4 protein-coding genes (1 of these 4 only partly in view) are annotated in these 18,074 nt (G+C 74.3%); all 4 read right to left on the bottom strand.

Annotated features, from left to right (window positions below; genetic code table 11):
- Positions 1-4: 4 nt before the first annotated feature.
- Tightly spaced (at most 24 nt apart), the 4 genes in view from WI697_RS05230 to WI697_RS05215 form a layout consistent with a single transcriptional unit that may run on beyond the window.
- The gene (locus WI697_RS05230) at positions 5-4,237 is read right to left on the bottom strand and encodes a beta-ketoacyl synthase N-terminal-like domain-containing protein (protein ID WP_345957696.1); all 4,233 of its coding nucleotides are present in this window, start codon (positions 4,235-4,237) and stop codon (positions 5-7) included.
- On the bottom strand, positions 4,234-9,096 hold the full coding sequence (locus WI697_RS05225) for an SDR family NAD(P)-dependent oxidoreductase (RefSeq protein ID WP_345957695.1): 4,863 nt from the start codon (positions 9,094-9,096) through the stop codon (positions 4,234-4,236). Before WI697_RS05225 ends, WI697_RS05230 begins: the two co-directional genes overlap by 4 nt.
- 15 nt (positions 9,097-9,111) lie before the next feature.
- Positions 9,112-14,232, bottom strand: a complete 5,121-nt coding sequence (locus WI697_RS05220) for a condensation domain-containing protein (protein WP_345957694.1) — start codon at positions 14,230-14,232, stop codon at positions 9,112-9,114.
- Positions 14,233-14,256: 24 nt separating this feature from the next.
- A protein-coding gene (locus WI697_RS05215; RefSeq protein ID WP_345957693.1) for an amino acid adenylation domain-containing protein crosses the window boundary here: on the bottom strand, positions 14,257-18,074 show its 3' portion. The gene runs 11,740 nt beyond the window's last position; 3,818 of the gene's 15,558 nt are visible here — the last part of the coding sequence; its start codon lies beyond the right edge, outside the window — the gene reads right to left on this strand; the stop codon is at positions 14,257-14,259.

Genomic DNA, 18,074 nt, shown 5'->3' with positions numbered 1-18,074 from the left:
GCGGTCATTCGGCGACCTCCCGCCCATCCGGTTCCTGCCCCTCCAGCCGGGCCATGGCGGCGGCGATCTCGTCATCCGACATGCTCTCGATATCGGCCAGCAGGTCCAGCAGGTCGGCATCGCTTTCCATCGCGGCCGGTTCCGCCGCCGGGGCGGCGGCACGGATCAGCCCGGCCATCTCGCCCGCCGTGGTTGCCGCAAACAGCGCAGAGGCCGGCAGCTCCAGCCCGTGGCGTTCGGCCAGCAGCGCCAGCATGCGCGTGGCGATCAGGCTGTCGCCGCCGGCGGCGTAGAAATCGGCGGCCGCATCCTCGGGCGTCACCCCCAGCAGGTCGTGCCACAGCCCCGCCACCAGGGCGAAGGCCGCATCGCCATCCACCGGCGCCGCCGTCGTCGTTGCCCCCGCCGCATCTGCGGCGGCGGGCGGCATCAGCACCGCGGCCCGTGTGTGCCGCAGCAGGCCGCGCAGCCGGGCATCGGGCCGGCCGTCGCCGGTCCAGGCCACCGCTTCGGCGCCGGTCGCCCATTCCAGCGCCCGCGCCTCGGCCCCGGCCAGGGCGGCGGCGACCAGATCACCCGTCGCGGCCGGGCGGATCAGCACATGTCGCATGGCAGGGGGCAGGGGCTCGGGCAGCTCGCCCTCGTACAGCGCCAGGTCAGCCAGGCTCGTGCGGGTGTTGCGGGCGATGAACAGGCGGGTATCGGCGCCGTCGGTATCGGGCAGCACCGCCTCGGTCGCGAAGCCCGCGCCTTCCAGCACCCGCCGCCAGGCGGCCGGATCGATCAGCGGGGAAGTGGTGCGGTCATCCGCCATCACCCACCAGCCGGTGGCAAGGCCCCAGATCGCGTTCACCCAGCGCCGGGCGACGACCAGTTCGGCCAGCAGCAGCAGCCCGCCCGGCCGCAGCAGCCGCGCGACATTGTCGAGAGAGACGCGAAGATCGGCGGTGGCGTGGATCACGTCCAGCGCCAGCACCAGATCGGCGCCCCCCGTCTCCAGCCCCTGATCCGCCGGGTCGCGCGACACGTCGAACCGTGCCACCCGGACCCCGGTCAGCCCGCGTGCGGCCAGTGTCGCCCGCGCCCGCGCCACGAATTCGCCCGACACATCGGTGAACAGATAGTCGACCGCCCGGCCGGCCAGCCGGTCCAGCACCGGGCCGGTGAAGGCGCCCGTGCCACCGCCCACCTCCACGATCCGGGCCGTGCGTCCGGCGGCGGCTGCGGCATCCACCGCCGCCACCACCGCATCGGCCGCGGCATCCAGCACCCGGGCCCGGCTGGAATGGCGCTCGATCGCCGGGCCGGCGCCCGCGAACAGCCGCCCGGCCTCGCGCCCCGCAATCACCGTGGTGGCCGGGCGCCGGCCGGCGAAGACCTCGCCATGGGCCGCCATGCAATGATCGATCAGCGCCACCAGCCCGGCATGATCGGGGTCGATCGTGCGCACCCGATCGGCCGCCGCATCCGGCGCCGGCAGATCGGCCACCGCCGGCCCCCAGATCAGCCGGTCGCCGGCGATGGTCAGCAGCCCGTCAGCCGCCAGATCGGCCAGGGCCGCGTCCAGCATGCGGCGCCATCCTTCTTGCATCTGCCCCTGGCCCTGCACCGGCCCGATCCGCCGGTCCAGTTCGGCACGGGTGATCCCGGTGCCGGGCGCCACTTCGACCCCGCTTGTGCGCAACATGGCAACACTGTGCGCGGCGCACAGCCGGTCCAGGGCCGCATCCAGCGCCGGCCCGCGCGCCGGTTCCACCGGCAGGGCGGCAAGCCGGGCCGCCGCGGCCGATGCTGCGGGGCGGGCCAGCTCGGGCCTTGCGGTCTCCGGCCCTGCTGTCTCCGTCGCCTGCCAGCCGTCATCCGGCGCCGGTGCTGCGTCGTCGGCGGCCACCGCTTCGGCCACCAGCACCAGCCGGCGGGCGCCGTCGAAGGCCACCGCCGGGGCATCACCCGCCGCCTCGGCGCGGATGCGGGCCGCCAGCGCGGATGCGGCGGCAGGCGGCAGATCCGCCGCGGCCGTGTCGATGATCGTCAGATCCACGCCGGGCCGGGCCCGCAAGGCCCTGGCCTGCCGCAATTCCTCGGGGTCGGCCGGCCGGCGTCCGGCCAGGCCCAGCGCCCCGGGCAGCACCAGCAGCACCCGCCCGGTCACCGCACCGGCTTCGGCCAGCGGCAGGGTGGGTCCAAGGCCGGTCGTCGGCGCGGCACATCCGGTGACGATGGTGGCGGGCATCGCCGTCCCGGCGGCAAGCGGGGCCTCCACGAAAGCGGGCGTCACGGCGGCCGGCGCCACGGCCGCAGCGGTCACGGGCTCCGCCGGTGCCAGGTCGATCCAGCAGCGGGTCGGGCGATAGGGCATCACCGGCAGCGGCACCCGCCGCGGGCTGGTGTCCTTGAACACCGCCGTCCAGTCGACCCGCACCCCCAGGCACCACAGCCGCGCCAGCGCCTGCATCCGGTCGCGGCCATCCACGATCAGCGGGTCCGCCGGATCGCCCGTCGGCGCATTGTCCGGCCCGAAGACCAGCCGTGCCGGCGCCACCCCGTCGACCAGCCCGCGGGCATCGGGCCTGTCGGTCAGATCGGGCAGCAGCGCCGCCCAGCCGTCATCGGCGCCGTCGATCACGACCGGTCGATCGCGCAGCACCGGCAGGGCAGGGGTGGGCATGGTCAGCAGCGCTGCGGCCTCGGCCACATCCCGCGCCACCACCGCCCGCCTGGCGGCCAGGGCCGGCCGGCCGGTTGCCAGCGAAAAGGCGGCATCCAGGGCGGCCGGCGCATCATCGGCCGTGAAGGCCGCGGCCATGCGCGCCGCCAGCGCCTCCAGCATCTCCGCATCTGCGGCCGACAGCACGAAGACCAGCGGGTCCGCGGGCGCTGCCGCGCGGGGGCGCCCGGCCGGCGCCTGTTCCAGAATGGCGTGCAGATTGGTGCCGCCCATGCCATAGCAGTTCACCGCCATTCGCCGGGGATGGTCGGCGGCGGGCCAGGCTTCCGGCGCGCGCGGCAGGCGGAACGGGGTTTCGGCCAGCCGCAATTCGGGGTTCGCCGTGGTGGTGTTGGCGGTGGGGTAGATCTCGCCATGGGCCACCGACAGCACCGCCTTGGCGATCGACAGCATGCCGGCCGCCGCATCGGCATGGCCAAGATTGCCCTTCACCGATCCCAGCGCCGCATGGGCCAGGCGCGTGCCGCCCGCGGCCCGGAAACCGCGGGTCAGCGCCGCCACCTCGATCGGGTCGCCCAGCGCCGTGGCGGTGCCATGGGCCTCAACACAGCCAATCGTATCGGGGTGAATGCCGGACGCACGGAATGCGCGTGCGACCGCCTCGGCCTGGGCCGCTTCGCCCGGCGCGGTGAAGCCGATCTTGGCGCCGCCGTCATTAGTGATCGCCACCGCCCGGATCACCGCATGGATATGGTCGCCGTCGCGTTCGGCATCGGCCAGCCGCTTCAGCACCACCACCGCGCCGCCGCTGCCGCCGACCGTGCCGTCGGCTGCGGCGTCGAAGGGCCGGCAGCGGCCGGTCGGGCTTTCGATCGCGCCCGGATGGTGCAGATAGCCGGCCGGGTCCAGCCGGGTCAGGCAGGCGGCGCCGGCCAGTGCGGCCTCGCATTCGCCGGCCGCAAGTGCGGCCACGGCCGCCTGCACCACGCTCATGCCGGTCGAACAGCCGGTCTGCACGGTCATCGCCGGCCCGCGCAGATCCAGCCGATAGGCCACGCGCAGCGACAGAAAATCCGGCTTGGCCGCAAAGCTCAGCGCCGTCGCACCCGCCGCTTCCAGCGCCGCACCGGCACCGGCCAGCCGGGTCATCAGATAGATCGGGCTGCCGCAGCCGCCGAACACGCCCACCCGGCGTCCCGCCGCCGGGGCAAGCCAGGCGGCATCTTCCAGCGCCTCGCGGCAGAGTTCCAGGAACAGCCGGTGCTGGGGGTCCAGCAGCTCCGCCTCGCGCAGCGACAGGCCGAACAGCGCGTGGTCGAAGCTCTCCTGTCCCTGCAGCATCGCCGCGGTGCCGACATAGCGCGGATCCCGCGCCAGGGCGGCGGGCACGCCCAGGGCCGCGGCATCGGCGGCATCATGGCGCGCCAGCACGTCGCGCCCTTCCAGCAGCACCCGGCGCAGGGCATCGGGGCCGTCCACGCCGATCGCGCGGCAGGCAAGGCCGGTCACGGCGATCGGCACGGTGTGGACGGGGAAGCTCTGCGCGGTGTCGGCGGTGTCGACGGTCATTCCCCGGCCTCGATCTCGGCGGTGTCTGCGGCAACCAGGCGGGCCAGGTCGCGGATGGTGGGGTGGCGGAACAGTTCAACGATGCCGATCTCGCGCCCGGCAAGCGGCACCAGCCGGGCGCGCAGCCGGGCCAGCAGCAGCGAATGGCCGCCGATCTCGAAAAAGTTCTCGTGCCGGCCGATCGCCGGCCGTTCCAGCAGTTCGCACCACAGCGCCGCGATCCGGGTCTCGACCGGCCCGCGCGGCGGGTCGGCAACCGGGCCCGGCCCGGCCGGGGCGGCGGCCCCGGTGCCGATCGTCACCCGCCGGCCGAAACGGTCGGTGGCGTTGATGACGCTTCCCCGGGTCACCGGCACCAGCAGCGGCCGCGGCGGTGCCGCACGCGGCCGCCGCATCACCGGGTGGCTGCCGGTATCCACACCCGCCACCACCCGCGGCCGGTCCAGCGCCAGCGCCGCCAGCAGCGCCCTCATTCCCTGGCTGCGGCCGATGATCCGGTAGCCCAGCGCCCGGGTGCGGGCGCGGGCGGGTTCCGGGGCGCCCTGGGCCAGGCCCAGCCCGTCCCACATCGACCAGTCGATGGTCGTCACCGGCCCGGTTGCCGCCGTTGCAATGGCCTGGCGGCGGCTGCGTTCACCGGCCAGCACCGCCGCCATGGCGGCATTGGCGGCCGAATAGGCGCCCAGCGTCGGCGCGCCGAACAGCGCGTTCACCGTGCCGAAGCCGATCAGCGGCAGGTCGCCATGGTCGCGCGCGATCGCGACCAGATTGCGGGTGCCCTCCAGTTTCGGGCCGATGGTCGCCGCCAGCACCGCATCGCTGTCGGCCAGCCCACCGCGATCGGCCATCTCCGCCCATTGTGCGTCCAGCGCCCCTTCGGTCGCCATCTGCACAATACCGGCCAGCGGCGCGTCCCAATGGCTCCGGGCCGCATGAACGGCCGCCTCCAGCGCTGCGCGGTCGGTTACATCCGCGGTCATCGCCAGATGCTCCACCCCGGCCGCGCTCAGCCGCGCCAGGCGCGCCGCCTTCATCGGGTCCGCCGTGGCATCGCTGCGCGACACCAGCAGCAGCCGTGCCCCGAAGCGAAGGCCCAGCAGCTCCGCCAGTTCCACCCCCAGCCCGCCGGTCCCGCCGGCCAGCAGCCAGATGCCGCCCGCGGTGATCGGCAGCGGCCGCGGGGCGGGCAGCTCCATGTCCAGCGGCTCCAGCCGGCGGGCCAGCCGCCGGCTGCCGCGCCGGGCCACCACCGGTTCGGGGTCGGCATGCCCGGCCTCTTCGGCCAGCGCCGCCTCTCTGGCCGCGGCATCGCTGCCCGGGTCCAGATCCACCACCCGCAGCTCCAGCCGCCCGGTTTCTTCGGCCAGGCTCGCCGCCCAGGCGGCCAGCGCCGCCGCGGCCGGTTCGGGCGCCGGGTCGCCGGGGTCGATCGCCTCCAGCCCGCGCACCCCCAGCACCAGCCGCAGCCGGCCGCTGCCCTCGGTCAGCAGCGGCGCCAGCCGGTCGCGCAGGGCCGCGATCGCCGCCACGGCATCTTCGCCGTCTGACGGGTGGATCACCGCCCGCGTCGCCGGATCGGGCCGGCGCAGGGCCGCCGGCCGCCAGACCGGCCGGGCCAGCGGCAGGTCCACAAGGCCCTGGTCGGGCGCGCCGGCGGCCGGGGCCGCCACCAGCCCGCCGAAGCGGCCGGCCTCGTAATCGGCGCGGACACGGGCGCGCTGGATCTTGCCGATCGCCGTCTTGGGCACGTCTTCGCGCCGCACCGCCACCACTGCCGCCGGGGTCACCCCCAGCCGGCGGGCGATGCGGGCGCGGATCGCGCCGGCCACGGTTTCGCGATCGATCACCGGTTCTTCGGGGACCCAGGTCACCACCAGCCGGTCGGTATCGGCCCCGGTCGGGCGGTTGGCGAAAGCGGTCGTCCACGACACCGCCACGCCCGGCACCTCTTCCGCCACCGCCTCGATCTCGTGGGCGTGCAGATTGCGGCCGTTCACGATGATCGCGTCCTTGGCCCGGCCGGTGATCTTCAGCCGGCCTCCGGTCATCGTGCCCAGATCGCCGGTGTCGAACCAGCCGTCCGCGGTAAAGGCCTCGGCATTGGCCTCGGGGTTTTCCAGATAGCCCGGGGTCACCGTCGGCCCCTTCACCTGCAGCCGCCCCACCGGCGGCGTGCCGCTCGCCTCCACGATCCGAAAGGCGGTGCCGGGCACGGGGCCGCCCAGATCGGCGGCCATGTCGTCATCCGTGGTGCCCTCCAGGGTGAAGCCGTCGGAACAGATCACCGCCGAACAGGTCTCGGACATGCCCCATTCGGGCTTCATCACCGCAGCTCCCAGCCCGTGCGGGGTCAGGGCGGCGATGAAGCGCCGGGCGGTGCGCGGCACGATGGCCTCGCCGGCATTGATCAGGATGCGCAGCGCCGACAGGTCGATCCCGTCCAGCGCCCCCGGCCGCGCCGCCTCGGCGACGATCAGGCCGAAGGCGAAATTCGGCGCCCAGCTCACCGTCACCCGGTCGCGGCTCATCCAGCGCAGCCAGTTCAGCGGCTCGGCCAGCACCAGATCGATCGGCGCATGGATCTGGCCTGCCCCTGCGGCCAGATCGCGCAGATGGAACATCACCACCGCGCCCACATGGTCCAGCGGCATCCAGTTGAACGACAGATCCCCGGGGCCATAGCCGCGATGGGCGATGGTCGCGGTGGTCCGGGCGATCAGCGTGCGATGGGTCTGCACCACCGCCTTGGGCGCACCTGTCGAGCCCGAGGTCAGCAGCAGGATTGCCGGCGCATCCGGGTCCGCCGCCACCGCCTCTTCCATGGCGCCGCCTTCGGCCAGCAGCGCCGGGTCCAGCACCGGCCCCGCCGACATGTCGTCCTCGTGGGCGGCCAGGAAATCGGCGATCAGGCCGGCGCGGCCGCGATCGGCCAGCACCGGCGGATGGCCCAGCAGCCGGCGGGTCTGCAGCAGCTTGGCGGCATTGCCGTCTTCCGCCGTCCAGCTGCCCGCCACCGATACCGGCACCGGCACGGCGCCCAGCCATTGCGCGGCCCAGAAGCCGGTCAGATAGTCGGCGATGTCGGCCACCACCAGCAGCAGCCGGTCACCCCGGCCGATCCCGGCGCGGGCCAGCCCGCCCGCCAGCCGCCGCACCCGGTCGCGGAACCCGGCATGGTCGATCTGCTCCACCGTACCACGGCCGTCGCGGATGATCCCGATCCCGCGTGCGGCCGCATGGTCTGCCGCATGGTCCAGAATCTCGGGCAGGGTGCGAAAGCGCGGCCCGGGCAGCGGCGCGCCGGTGGCGATCAGGGTTTCGGGCGGCGGGGCGCGCCGGTCCGGTGCGGGCGGCAGCACCGCCAGCCGCGCCAGATCCACCGCTTCCGGGGCCTCCATCGGGGCGGCCGGGGCCAGGGCGGCATCTGCCGCCTCCAGCAGGGCCTCGTCGGGCACCGGCAGCTGGTCCAGCGCCGCCGTATCGATCTCGCCCGCGGCGGTCAGCGGCAGATGGTCGACCAGTTGCACCGCTTCGGGCCGGCACCAGCCGGGCAGGGCGGCCAGGGCGGCCGCCGCCCGCTCGGGCGCACCGGCCGGCACCAGGGCGGCCAGCAGAACCGGCCCGTTTTCCGTGCGGCGCAGGCGCAGATGCGCATCCGCCACCCCCGGCAGGCGGGCGATCCGCCGTTCCACCGCGGCCAGGTCCAGCAGCCGGCCGTCCCGGCGCAGCCGGCCATCCGGCCGGGCCAGGGTTTCCAGCAGCCCGTCGCGCGTGCGCCGTCCGGCATCGCCGGTCGCGACCCAGGCCCCCCCTCCGTCTGCGGTGCCCTCTTCTGCGGTGGGGCGGGTCTCGATCCGTCCCACCATGCCGGCCGGCGCCATGGCACCGCTGCCGTCCACGATCCGGATCCGTCCCCTGGCCAGCGGCCGCCCTGCCGGTGCGGTCTCTCCCGTCACCAGCGCCGGGTCGATGTCCCAGCCGGCCAGCGGCGCGCCGCTGCCATCGGCATAATGGCAGAACAGCCGCCGGCCCGGCAGCTTCGCCACCAGCGCCGCCGGCACCGCCGCCCCGCCGAAATCGATCGCCGCGATGCCCGTCAGCCCCGGATGGTCGCTGCCGCCTGCGGCCTCGATCAGCCGGGCCAGCGATCCGGGCCGGATGGCCATGGCCTGGGCCGGCGATGCGGCCAGCCGCGCCAGCATGGCCCGCGGCCGGGTGGCGGCCGCCTCGATCCCGGTCAGGCCCAGCCCGCCTGCGGCCGCAAGCATCAGCGCCGCCACGGCATCCGGGTCGTCGGTCCCGCTTTCCACCGCCACCCGCCGTGCCCCGGCGAAGACCTCCGCCAGCCGGGCGAAGCGTCCCGCCAGATCGACCGGCTGGTACCCATCCGGCCCGTCGATCAGCACCCGTCCAACCGGTTCCGCCGCAACCGCCGGGGTGGTCGCCGGCACCTCGGGCCAGGGCAGGTCGGCCGAGGGCAGCGTGATCATGTCGCCCGGCATCCGATCGCCATCTGCCGCCACCAGCACATCGGCGCCGGTGGCCAGCCCGGCGGAAATAGCCATTGCGGCTATTTCGGGCCCGTGCTTAGCCGTTTCGGCTAAAAGCACCCCCACGACCCTGCCTTTTCCGACCCCCAGTTCCCGCAGGGTAAAGACCATCGCCCGGGCGGCGGGGCTGGCTGCCAGCAGACGTGCGACGGCCCCGGCCAGATCCGTGGGCAGATCGATGGGCAGATCGATGGGCAGATCCGCAGACTGCATCGTCCGGCGTGCAGCCAGGCTCCGCTCCAGCAATGCCCGGCGGGCGGGGTCCAGTGCGGCAAGTCGGGTGGCCAGGTCGGTGGTATCGCGGGTCATCTCGTCCTCCCTCCCTCACCAGCCGTCGTCATCGGCTGCGGCCGCCATCCCCGCGGCAGTCAGCGCAATGGACGACATCGGCGCGTCGGCTTCAACCGAAAGTCGCATGACCAGTTCGGCGAAGCATGCTCCCATCATCTCGATTCCGGCCGGATCGAACAGGTCGGTGGCAAATTCGAACAACGCCTGTTTGCAATCCTCGGCCTCGGCCCCCTCCGCCACGGGGGCCGGCACCACCGACAGCGTCAGGTCGAACTTCGCGGTGGCGGTGTCCGCCTCCAGCGGCGTCAGCTCCAGCCCCGCCACCCGCGGGGTCGCCCGGCCGGCGTTCTGCAGCACGAACAGCACCTGGAATACGGGGTTGCGCCCGGGGTCGCGGGCGATGCCCAGCTCTTCCACCAGCCGGTCGAAGGGCAGGTCCTGGCGGGCGAAGGCCTGGCCGGCATCCTCGCGCACGATCGCCACCGCCCGGCGCAGGCTTGCATCTGAAGGTATGCGGCTGCGGATGGCCAGCGTGTTGGCGAAAAAGCCGATCAGCGGCTCCAGCTCGGGCCGGGACCGGGCCGCCACCGGCGTGCCGATCGCGAAATCCTCCTGCCCCGAATAGCGGCCCAGCAGATGGCGGAAGATCGCCAGCAGCACCATGAACGGGCTCGCCCGCTCCGCCCGCCCCAGCGCCCGCAGCCGGGCCATGGCCGCCGTGTCCAGCGGCACCGCGATCAGCCCGCCGGCATCGCTACGGACGGGTGGCCGCGGCCGGTCGGTCGGCAGCACCAGATCGGGCAGCCCCGCCAGCCGGTCGCGCCACCAGCCGGTCAGCGCCTCCAGCCGGCCGCCGGCATAGCGCTGCCGCTGCCAGGCCGCCACATCCGGCATCTGCACCGGCAGGGGGGCCGGGGCCGGCACCTGGCCCGCGGCAAAGCCGGCATAGAACCGCGCCAGCTCGTCCAGGAACACCCCCATCGACCAGCCGTCGGATGCGATATGGTGCATGGTGATCAGCAGCAGATGCCGCTCGGGCCCCACCGGCACCAGGGCGGCGCGGAAGGGGATGTCCCGCGTCAGGTCAAAGGGCCTGCGCGCCTCGGCCTCGGCCAGGGCCCGCATGTCGGACGGCCCGGTCTGCGGCCGGATCTCCAGACTGCCGGTGCGTGCCGGCGCCACGATCTGGCGCGGCTCGCCGTCCTGCACCAGGCACAGCATGCGCAGCCCCTCGTGCCGGGCCAGGATCAGGTCGATGCTGTGCGACAGGGCCATCCGGTCCAGCGGCCCGGCCACATCCAGCGCCATCGGCATGTTATATCCGGCGCTGCCCGGCTCCATCTGGTCCAGGAACCAGCAGCGCGCCTGGGCGAAAGACAGCGGCAGCCCGGTTTCCGGCCGGCCGGCATGAGGGATCGGGCCGTCATCGCCAGAGGTCTCGGCCGGCAGGCTGCCGGCGGCGGCGGTGGCCGTCGCGGCGCGGGCGGCCTCGGCCGCATCCACCAGCCCTCCCAGCGCCTCCACCGTCGGATCGTCCAGGAAGGCATCCAGCGGCACCTCGACCTTCAGCCGCTCGGTGATCCGCGACAGAACCTGCGTGGCCAGCAGGGAATGGCCGCCCAGATCATAGAAATCATCCAGCGCGCCCACCCGGTCGATGCCCAGCAGCCGCTGCCAGATCCGCGCCACCTCGCGCTCTGCCGCGGTGCGCGGCGCCACGTAATCCTGCGCCAGCGCCGGCCGGGCATGGGCGCGGTCGGTCTCGGCCAGAAAGGCCCGGGCGCGCAGGGGATCCTGGGCAACCAGCATCCGCAGGTCGTGCTGCGACACCCCGATCAGCGGCGCCGCCTGGCCTGCGGCGCGGCGCATGGCCAGCCGGCCTTCCAGATCGGTCAGACCGTCCGAGATATAGTCGCTCTCGTCGATGCCGGTGCGCTCCGCCCAGCGGGCGAGCGCCGCCACCGACATGCCGCTGTCGCGCCAGTCCGACCAGCGGATCGCGACCGTGGCGCCGGGGCGGGCAGGGTCGGCGGCCCGCGCCCGGGCGAAGGCGTCGATGAACTCGTTCGCCGCCGCATAGCCGACCTGGCCGAACTTCACATGATAGAGCACGGTGCCGAGCGAGGAGCAGAGCAGGAACAGGGTCAGCGGATCGTTCCGCGTTGCCTGGTCGAGCACCAACGTGCCCTGAAGCTTGGCGGCCATCACCCGGTCGGTGCGTTCCCGCGGGCGGCCGTGGATCACGCCTTCATAATCGGCAAGGCCCGCGGTGTGCAGCAGGGCGGTGATCGGCCCGAAGCGGCGGCGCGCCTCGGCCAGAACCCCCTCGACCGCACCGGCATCGGCCACGTCGGCGGTCGCCACCATCAGCCTCGTGCCGCGGGCGATGATCGCCTGCAGGCGCCGGATGCTGCGGGCGATGCGGCCGGCCTCGCCATTCTCGACCAGCCAGTCCTCCCAGTCTTCGGGGTCGGGGAAGACCGACCGGCCGATCAGCACCAGCGCGCCGCCGGGGGCAAGCTCCGCCACCTCTTCGGCGAAGGCGAGACCCATGCCGCCCAGCCCGCCGGTGATCACCGTCACCCCGCCCGGCACGAACCGCGCCCGGCCATCCCCGGTCAGCCGCCGGGGGGCTTCTTCGCCGACGAAGCGCCGGCCGCCGCGCCAGCTGGTCACGCGCGGCGCCTCCGCCCCCTCGGTCAGCTCGGCCAGAAGGATATCGGCCAGCTGCGCCGGCGCGGCGGTGCCGGGATCGACCATCCGGCAGAGGATGCGGTCGTATTCCTGCGAAACGATCTTGGCGGCCCCCAGCAGCGGCGCGTGATCGGGCCGGAGATCATTGTCCGTCACCGGCAGCAGCCGGTCGGCCGCCACCAGCAGCCGGCGTTCGGGCCCCGTGCCCGGGCTGCCCAGGGCCTGAAGCAGGTGGAGCAGGGCATGCAGCCCCCGGCTCTGCACCGCGGCGATGGTCTCGACCCCGGCGGCGGGCGCTTCGGCCCCCTCCAGCGCCCAGGCATGGAGGATGGTGCGCGGCTCGGCCTGGAGCGCTGCGACCAGGCTGCGGAACTGGCCCGGATCCGCGGGGTCCAGGGTGAAACGGCCCGGCCCCGCCGCGGCGAACGCGCTGCCGGGCGTGACCAGGGTGACGCCGTGGCCGGCCGCCCGCAGCCGATCGGCCAGGATCGCGCTCACCCCCAGCGCGTCGGCCAGGATCAGCACCGGGCCGGTGATGGCGGCATCCGCCGCCTCGGCCTCGACCGAAGGCGGCGGGATTTCGCGACTGACCGGCAGCCAGAACCAGTCGGCCGGATCGGCCAGCCTGGGCGGCAGGGCCAGCGGATCGGCCGCGGTCGGCATGGCGGCGGGGCGCGGGATCTCGTGATGGCCATGTTCGAACGGATAGCCGGGCAGCGGCAGCCGGCGGCGGCCGGGGCCGTAGAGCCGGACGGCATCGATGTCGGCACCCTGCGTCCAGGCGCGGGCGACGGCGCGGAGGAGCGCGGTTTCGTCGCGGCCCTCGACCTCCAGCATCAGCGTGCCATCGGGGCTGAGGTCCAGGCCAAGGGCCGCCAGACCGGCGGCGACGGCGGCATCGGGCCGGGCGAGTGCCACGGTCACCGGCTGGTCGGGGGCCTGACCGTCGATCGTTTCCATCCCGCCATCCGGCAGCCACAGCAGCACCCGCCGATGCGGCAGACGTGCCCGGCCGGCAAGCAGGGTGAAGCCGGCATCGGCCGTCGCCGGGATCGGGGCCGTGCTCATGCGGTCGAGTGCGGTGGCGGTCGCCGCCGCGAAGCACAGCAGCCGGGCCGGGGCGGCCGGGCGCACGGGGGGCGGCGGGGCCTGTTCGATCACCACATGGGCATTGCTGCCGCCCATGCCGAAGGAGCTGACGCCCGCGCGCCGCGGCCCGCGAATCGCCGGCCAGGGGCTGAGGGCGGTCGCCAGCCGGAAAGGCGTGGCGGCGAGGTCGAGGGCCGGGTTGGGCTGGTCCGCATGCAGGGTGGGCGGCACCATGCCGGCCTCCACCGCCATCACCGCCTTGATCAGGCCGACCACGCCGGCCGCCGCGTTCAGATGGCCCAGATTGCTCTTGATCGAGCCCAGCAGGCACTGCCCGCGCGGCACCTCGGGCCCGAAGGCGCGGGTGAGCGCCTGAACCTCGATCGGGTCGCCGATGGGGGTGCCGGTGCCATGGGCCTCGATCAGGCCGATCTGCTCGGGCGCGATACCGGCCAGCGTCAGCGCCTCGGCGATCACCTCGGCCTGGCCCTCGACACCCGGGGCGGTGAAGCCGATCCGGGCGGCTCCGTCGTTGTTGATGGCAGAGCCGCGGATCACCGCATGGATATGGTCGCCATCCTCCAGCGCATCGACCAGCCGCTTCAGCACCACCATGCCGCCGCCCGAGGCGGGCACGGTGCCGGCGGCATCGGCCGCGAAGGCCCGGCAATGGCCGTCGGGGCTCAGGATCATGCCGGGGGCGTACCAATAGCCCGTCGGCGCCGGCAGGTCGATCGAGGCGCCGCCGGCCAGCGCCATCCGGCATTCGCCGGCGATCAGCGCCTGCACCGCCAGATGCACCGCCACCAGCGAGGTCGAACAGGCGGTCTGGACGTCCACCGCCGGGCCGCGCAGATCCAGTTCATAGGCGATGCGCGTCACCAGGCTGTCGCCCGAATTAGCGAGCACCGCCTCGAAGGGTGTGGCGAGATCGGCCGCCGCGGGATTGTTGAGCAGATGGGTCAGCAGATAGGTGCTGATGCCGGCGCCGGCATAGACGGCGGTGCGGCCCTGGCCCTCGGTCGCCCGGGGGGGCTGGCCGGCGCGTTCCAGCGCTTCCCAGGCCAGTTCCAGCAGCAGCCGCGCCTGCGGGTCGATCAGCGCCGCCTCTCGCGGGGCATGGCCGAACAGCCCGGCATCGAAGCCGAAGGGATCGGCCAGCAGCCCCTTGCGCCGCACCCAGCGCGGATCGTCGATGCCGTCATCGGCAGGCAGATCGGCGATGCCCTCGCGCCCCTCGGCCAGCAGCTGCGCCAGCGCCTCGGGCCCGTCGGCGCCGGGCACGCGACAGGCCATGCCGATGATCACGATGTCGGTGGGCGACGGCGCGGTCCCGGCATTGGTCATGCTGTGGTCGTCGGCGGGGATCATCGGCAGGGGCCTTCGGGTCGGGGTTCAGGGTCTGCGGCGGCGGGCGGCAAGACGGCTGCGGCCGTCCAGGCGATCGGCGGCGGCGCCCGGCCGGGCGGGTGCCGCCGGCGTCGCGCCTTCGTCGATCCGCCGGGCCAGATCGGCCAGGGTCGGGGCGGCGAAGAAGTCGGTCATGGCCAGGGTCACCCCCAGCCCCTCGGCGATGCGGGCACGCAGATCGACCAGCAGCAGCGAATGGCCGCCGACATCGAAGAAGTTGTCGGCCGGCCCGAACGTGCGATGGCCGAGCAGGACGGCCCATATCGCCGCCAGCCGGTCGACGGTGCCGTCACCGGTCGCCGCCACGGGGTCCGCTGCGACCGCCGGCGGTGCCGGCAGGCGGGCGGTGTCGATCTTGCCGTTGGCGGTGACCGGCAGGCTGTCGAGCACCAGCACCGCCGAGGGCACCATCCAGCGCGGCAGGAGGCCGCGGAGGGCGGTTGCAAGTGCCGCCGGGGTGGCGGTGCCGGTTGCGTAGAGCACCAGCCGGGGCGTGTCGTCGTCCCGGCGCAGCATCGCATGGGCCTGGGCCACGCCCGGAACGGTCTGCGCCGCGGCGGCGATTTCTCCGGGCTCGATGCGATGGCCGCGCAGCTTGATCTGGCCGTCGCGGCGGCCCAGATAGCGGAGCCTGCCCCGGGCATCGCGCACCACCCGGTCGCCGGTGCGGTAGAGACGCGCCCCCGGGGTGGTGGCGAACGGGTCGGGCACGAAGGCCAGCGCCGTGCGCACCGGATCGCCCGGATAGCCATGGGCAAGGCCGGCGCCGCCCAGGCAGAGTTCCCCGGGCACGCCATCGGGCAGCGGCCGGAGATGGCGGTCCAGAATCTGCGCGGTGGTGTCGGCGATCGGCCGGCCGATCGGGGCGGCATCGATCGCCACATCGTCGATGTCGAAGACGGTGGCGAAGGTCGTGGTTTCGGTCGGGCCGTAGATATTGGCGAAGCGGGTGGCGGGACAGGCGGCCGCCGCCGCCCGGATCCAGCGCATCTGCATCGCCTCGCCGCCGGTCAGCACCCGCCCGATGCCGGCAAAGGCCTGGGGGGCACGCTCGGCGATGCGGTTGAACAGGGCGGTGGTCAGGAAGACGAGAGTGGCGCCGGCTTGCGTCAGTTCATCGGCCAGCCGGGCCGGATCGGCCAGCACCGGCTGATCGACCAGATGCAGCCGGGTACCGTTGAGCAGCGCCCCCCAGATTTCGAAGGTCGCCGCGTCGAAGGACGGGTTGGAGATGTGCGGGATCACCGTCTCGGGCCCGATCGCGGCATAGCCGCCGGCGATCGCACGGGCCATCACCGCCCGCCAGGGCACCGCGATCGGCTTGGGCCGGCCGGTGGAGCCCGAGGTGAACATCAGATAGGCCACGGCCTCCGGCGATACCGGTCCGTCGGGCGCGGGTGCAGGGGTACCATGCTGATCGCCCCCGCCATCCCGGTCGATCCGAACGATCTGTCCAAGGCCGGCCGCCCAGTCGGGCAGGGGGGCGGTTCGGGGCAGGATCAGCGCCTCCAGCCCGCCATCCCGGGCGATGATCGCCTGACGCTCGGCCGGATAGGCGGGATCGATCGGCACATAGGCGGCACCCGCCAGCATGATCGCGAGCGTCGCCACGATGCTCTCGACCGAACGTTCGGCATAGAGCCCGACATGGGCGCCGGGGCGGAGCCCCCGGGCGGTCAGCCCGCGGGCGAGCCTGTCGGCACGGTCGAGCAGATCGGCATAGCCGATCCGGGTGCCGTCGGCATGGCTGATGGCGATCGCCTGCGGGCGGGCCGCCACGACGGCGCGGAACGCCGCAGCCGGGCCGGCAGGCCGCGGGGCCGATGCGGGGGCGGCCGGGGCCGGGTCGCCGAGCGGCAGCTGTGCGACCGGCCGGTCGGGCGCCGCGATCAGGGCGGCCAGCAGCCGGGCATAGCCGGTGGCCAGGCGGTCGATGGTTGCCGCTTCGAACAGGTCGGTGTCGTATTCGATCAACCCGTCCAGCCCGCCATCCGCACGGTCGGTCAGGATCAGGGTGAGATCGGTGCGGGCGCCGGCCATGGGTGCCGGCAGCAGCTCTGCGGCCAGATCGGGGCCCATGTCGAGCCCGTGGGCGGCCAGACGTTCATGGCCGAACATGGTCTGGAAGACCGGCGTGCGCGCCGGATCGCGCGGCGGCGCCAGCCGGTCGATCAGCCGGTCGAGCGGCAGCGGCCGCGCGCCCAGCGCGGTGCGCATCTCGGCCGCCAGCCGGTCGATCAGCCCGGCCCCGCTGACCTGGCCCAGATCCACCGCCAGCACCAGGGTTTCGACCAGCAGGCCGACGGTCTCGGCGGTCTCGGGCGCCAGGCGTTCTGCGGCCGGCAGGCCGATGGCGAAGCGGTCGGCCTGGGCAAGGCCGCCGAGCAGGGCCGCCTGGGCCGCCGCCAGCACCACGGCGGTCGTCGTGCCCCGGGCGGCGGCAAGGCTGCGGGCCGCCTCTGCCAGGGTGGCGGGCAGGGTGAACCCGTGGCAGGCGCCCAGGCCGCGGCGGATGTCGGGCCTGGGCCGGTCGGTCGGCAGGTCCAGCACCGGCAGCCCGGCCAGGGCCGCGGCGCGCCGGTCCAGCGCCGCATTCACCGCCGCCATCCGCCGGGGATCGGCCTCGGCGGCACCCAGATCGGCCGATCCGATCACCACCGGCGGCAGGTCGGTATCGCCCTGATAGAGCGCGCCCAGATCGCGCGCCAGCAGCCCGACCGACCAGCCGTCACCCGCGACATGGTGCAGACAGGCGACCAGGACATGATCCTGCCGCCCACGCCGCAGCAGGGTGCAGCGGAAGGCGGGCTCGTTCGCCAGATCGAAGGGGCGGGCGAGTTCGGCCCGGATCCATTCGGCCGCATCCTCGGGCTCGACCACGGCCAGCGGCTGCGGTGCAGCGGGCGCCACCAGCTGGACCGGCTGGCCGGCCACGGTCGGGAAGCGCGACCGCAGCGCCTCGTGCCGGGCGATGAGCCCGTCGATCGCCGCCTGCAGCCGGGCGAGGTCGAGAGGGCCGGTCAGGCCGAGCAGCAGCGGGATGGTGTGCGCCGGGCCGGGGGCGGCCTCGTTCAGGAACAGCATCCGGCGCTGGGCGGCCGACAGCGGCAGCGGCCGGCCGTCGCGCGGCACCGGGCGCAGCGGCGGCAGGCCATCGCTGCCGGCCAGGCCCTCGATCCTGGCGGCCTGGGCTTCGAGGCTGGTGGCGGCGAAGAGGGTCGGCCAGTCGAGGGTGACGCCGAATTCCCGCGCAATCCGGTGGGCGAGGCGGGCGAGCAGCAGCGAATGGCCGCCGAGGGCGAAGAAATCATCACGGCGGCCGGGTGCCGGCACGCCCAGCAGTTCTTCCCAGATCCGGGCCAGCCGGATCTCGGTCGCCGTGGCGGGCGCCGCACCGCCGCTGCCGGCGACCGGTGACGGGTCGGGCAGGGCGGCAAGGTCGAGCTTGCCGTTGCGGGTGAGCGGCAGCGCCGCCACCGGCATGATCGCGGAGGGGACCATCCAGTCGGGCAGCCGGGCCTTCAGATGGTCGCGCAGATCTTCCGGGACATCGTCGGCCAGGATCCAGGCCACCAGCCGCAATTCCCCATCCGCGCCGCCGGCACGGGCCGCCACCGCGGCATCGGCGATGGCTGGATGGGCGAGGAGGGCCGCGCGGATTTCGGCCGGTTCGATCCGGAAACCGCGGATCTTCACCTGGGCGTCGATCCGCCCCAGATGATCGAGCCGGCCATCGCTGCGCCAGCGGCCGAGATCGCCGCTGCGATAGAGCCGGGTGCCGTCGGCGGTGGTGATGAAACGCT

The organism is Tistrella mobilis, from assembly GCF_039634785.1.
Taxonomy (GTDB): Bacteria; Pseudomonadota; Alphaproteobacteria; order Tistrellales; family Tistrellaceae; genus Tistrella; species Tistrella mobilis.
The sequence above is the reverse complement of the archived record's forward strand: the minus strand, read 5'-3'. Positions and strand labels throughout refer to the sequence as shown.

Coding starts and splice junctions, on each gene's coding strand:
- WI697_RS05230 (WP_345957696.1), bottom strand. CDS start 4,237: ATGACCGTCGACACCGCCGACACCGCGCAGAGCTTCCCCGTCCACACC.
- WI697_RS05225 (WP_345957695.1), bottom strand. CDS start 9,096: ATGACCCGCGATACCACCGACCTGGCCACCCGACTTGCCGCACTGGAC.
- WI697_RS05220 (WP_345957694.1), bottom strand. CDS start 14,232: ATGATCCCCGCCGACGACCACAGCATGACCAATGCCGGGACCGCGCCG.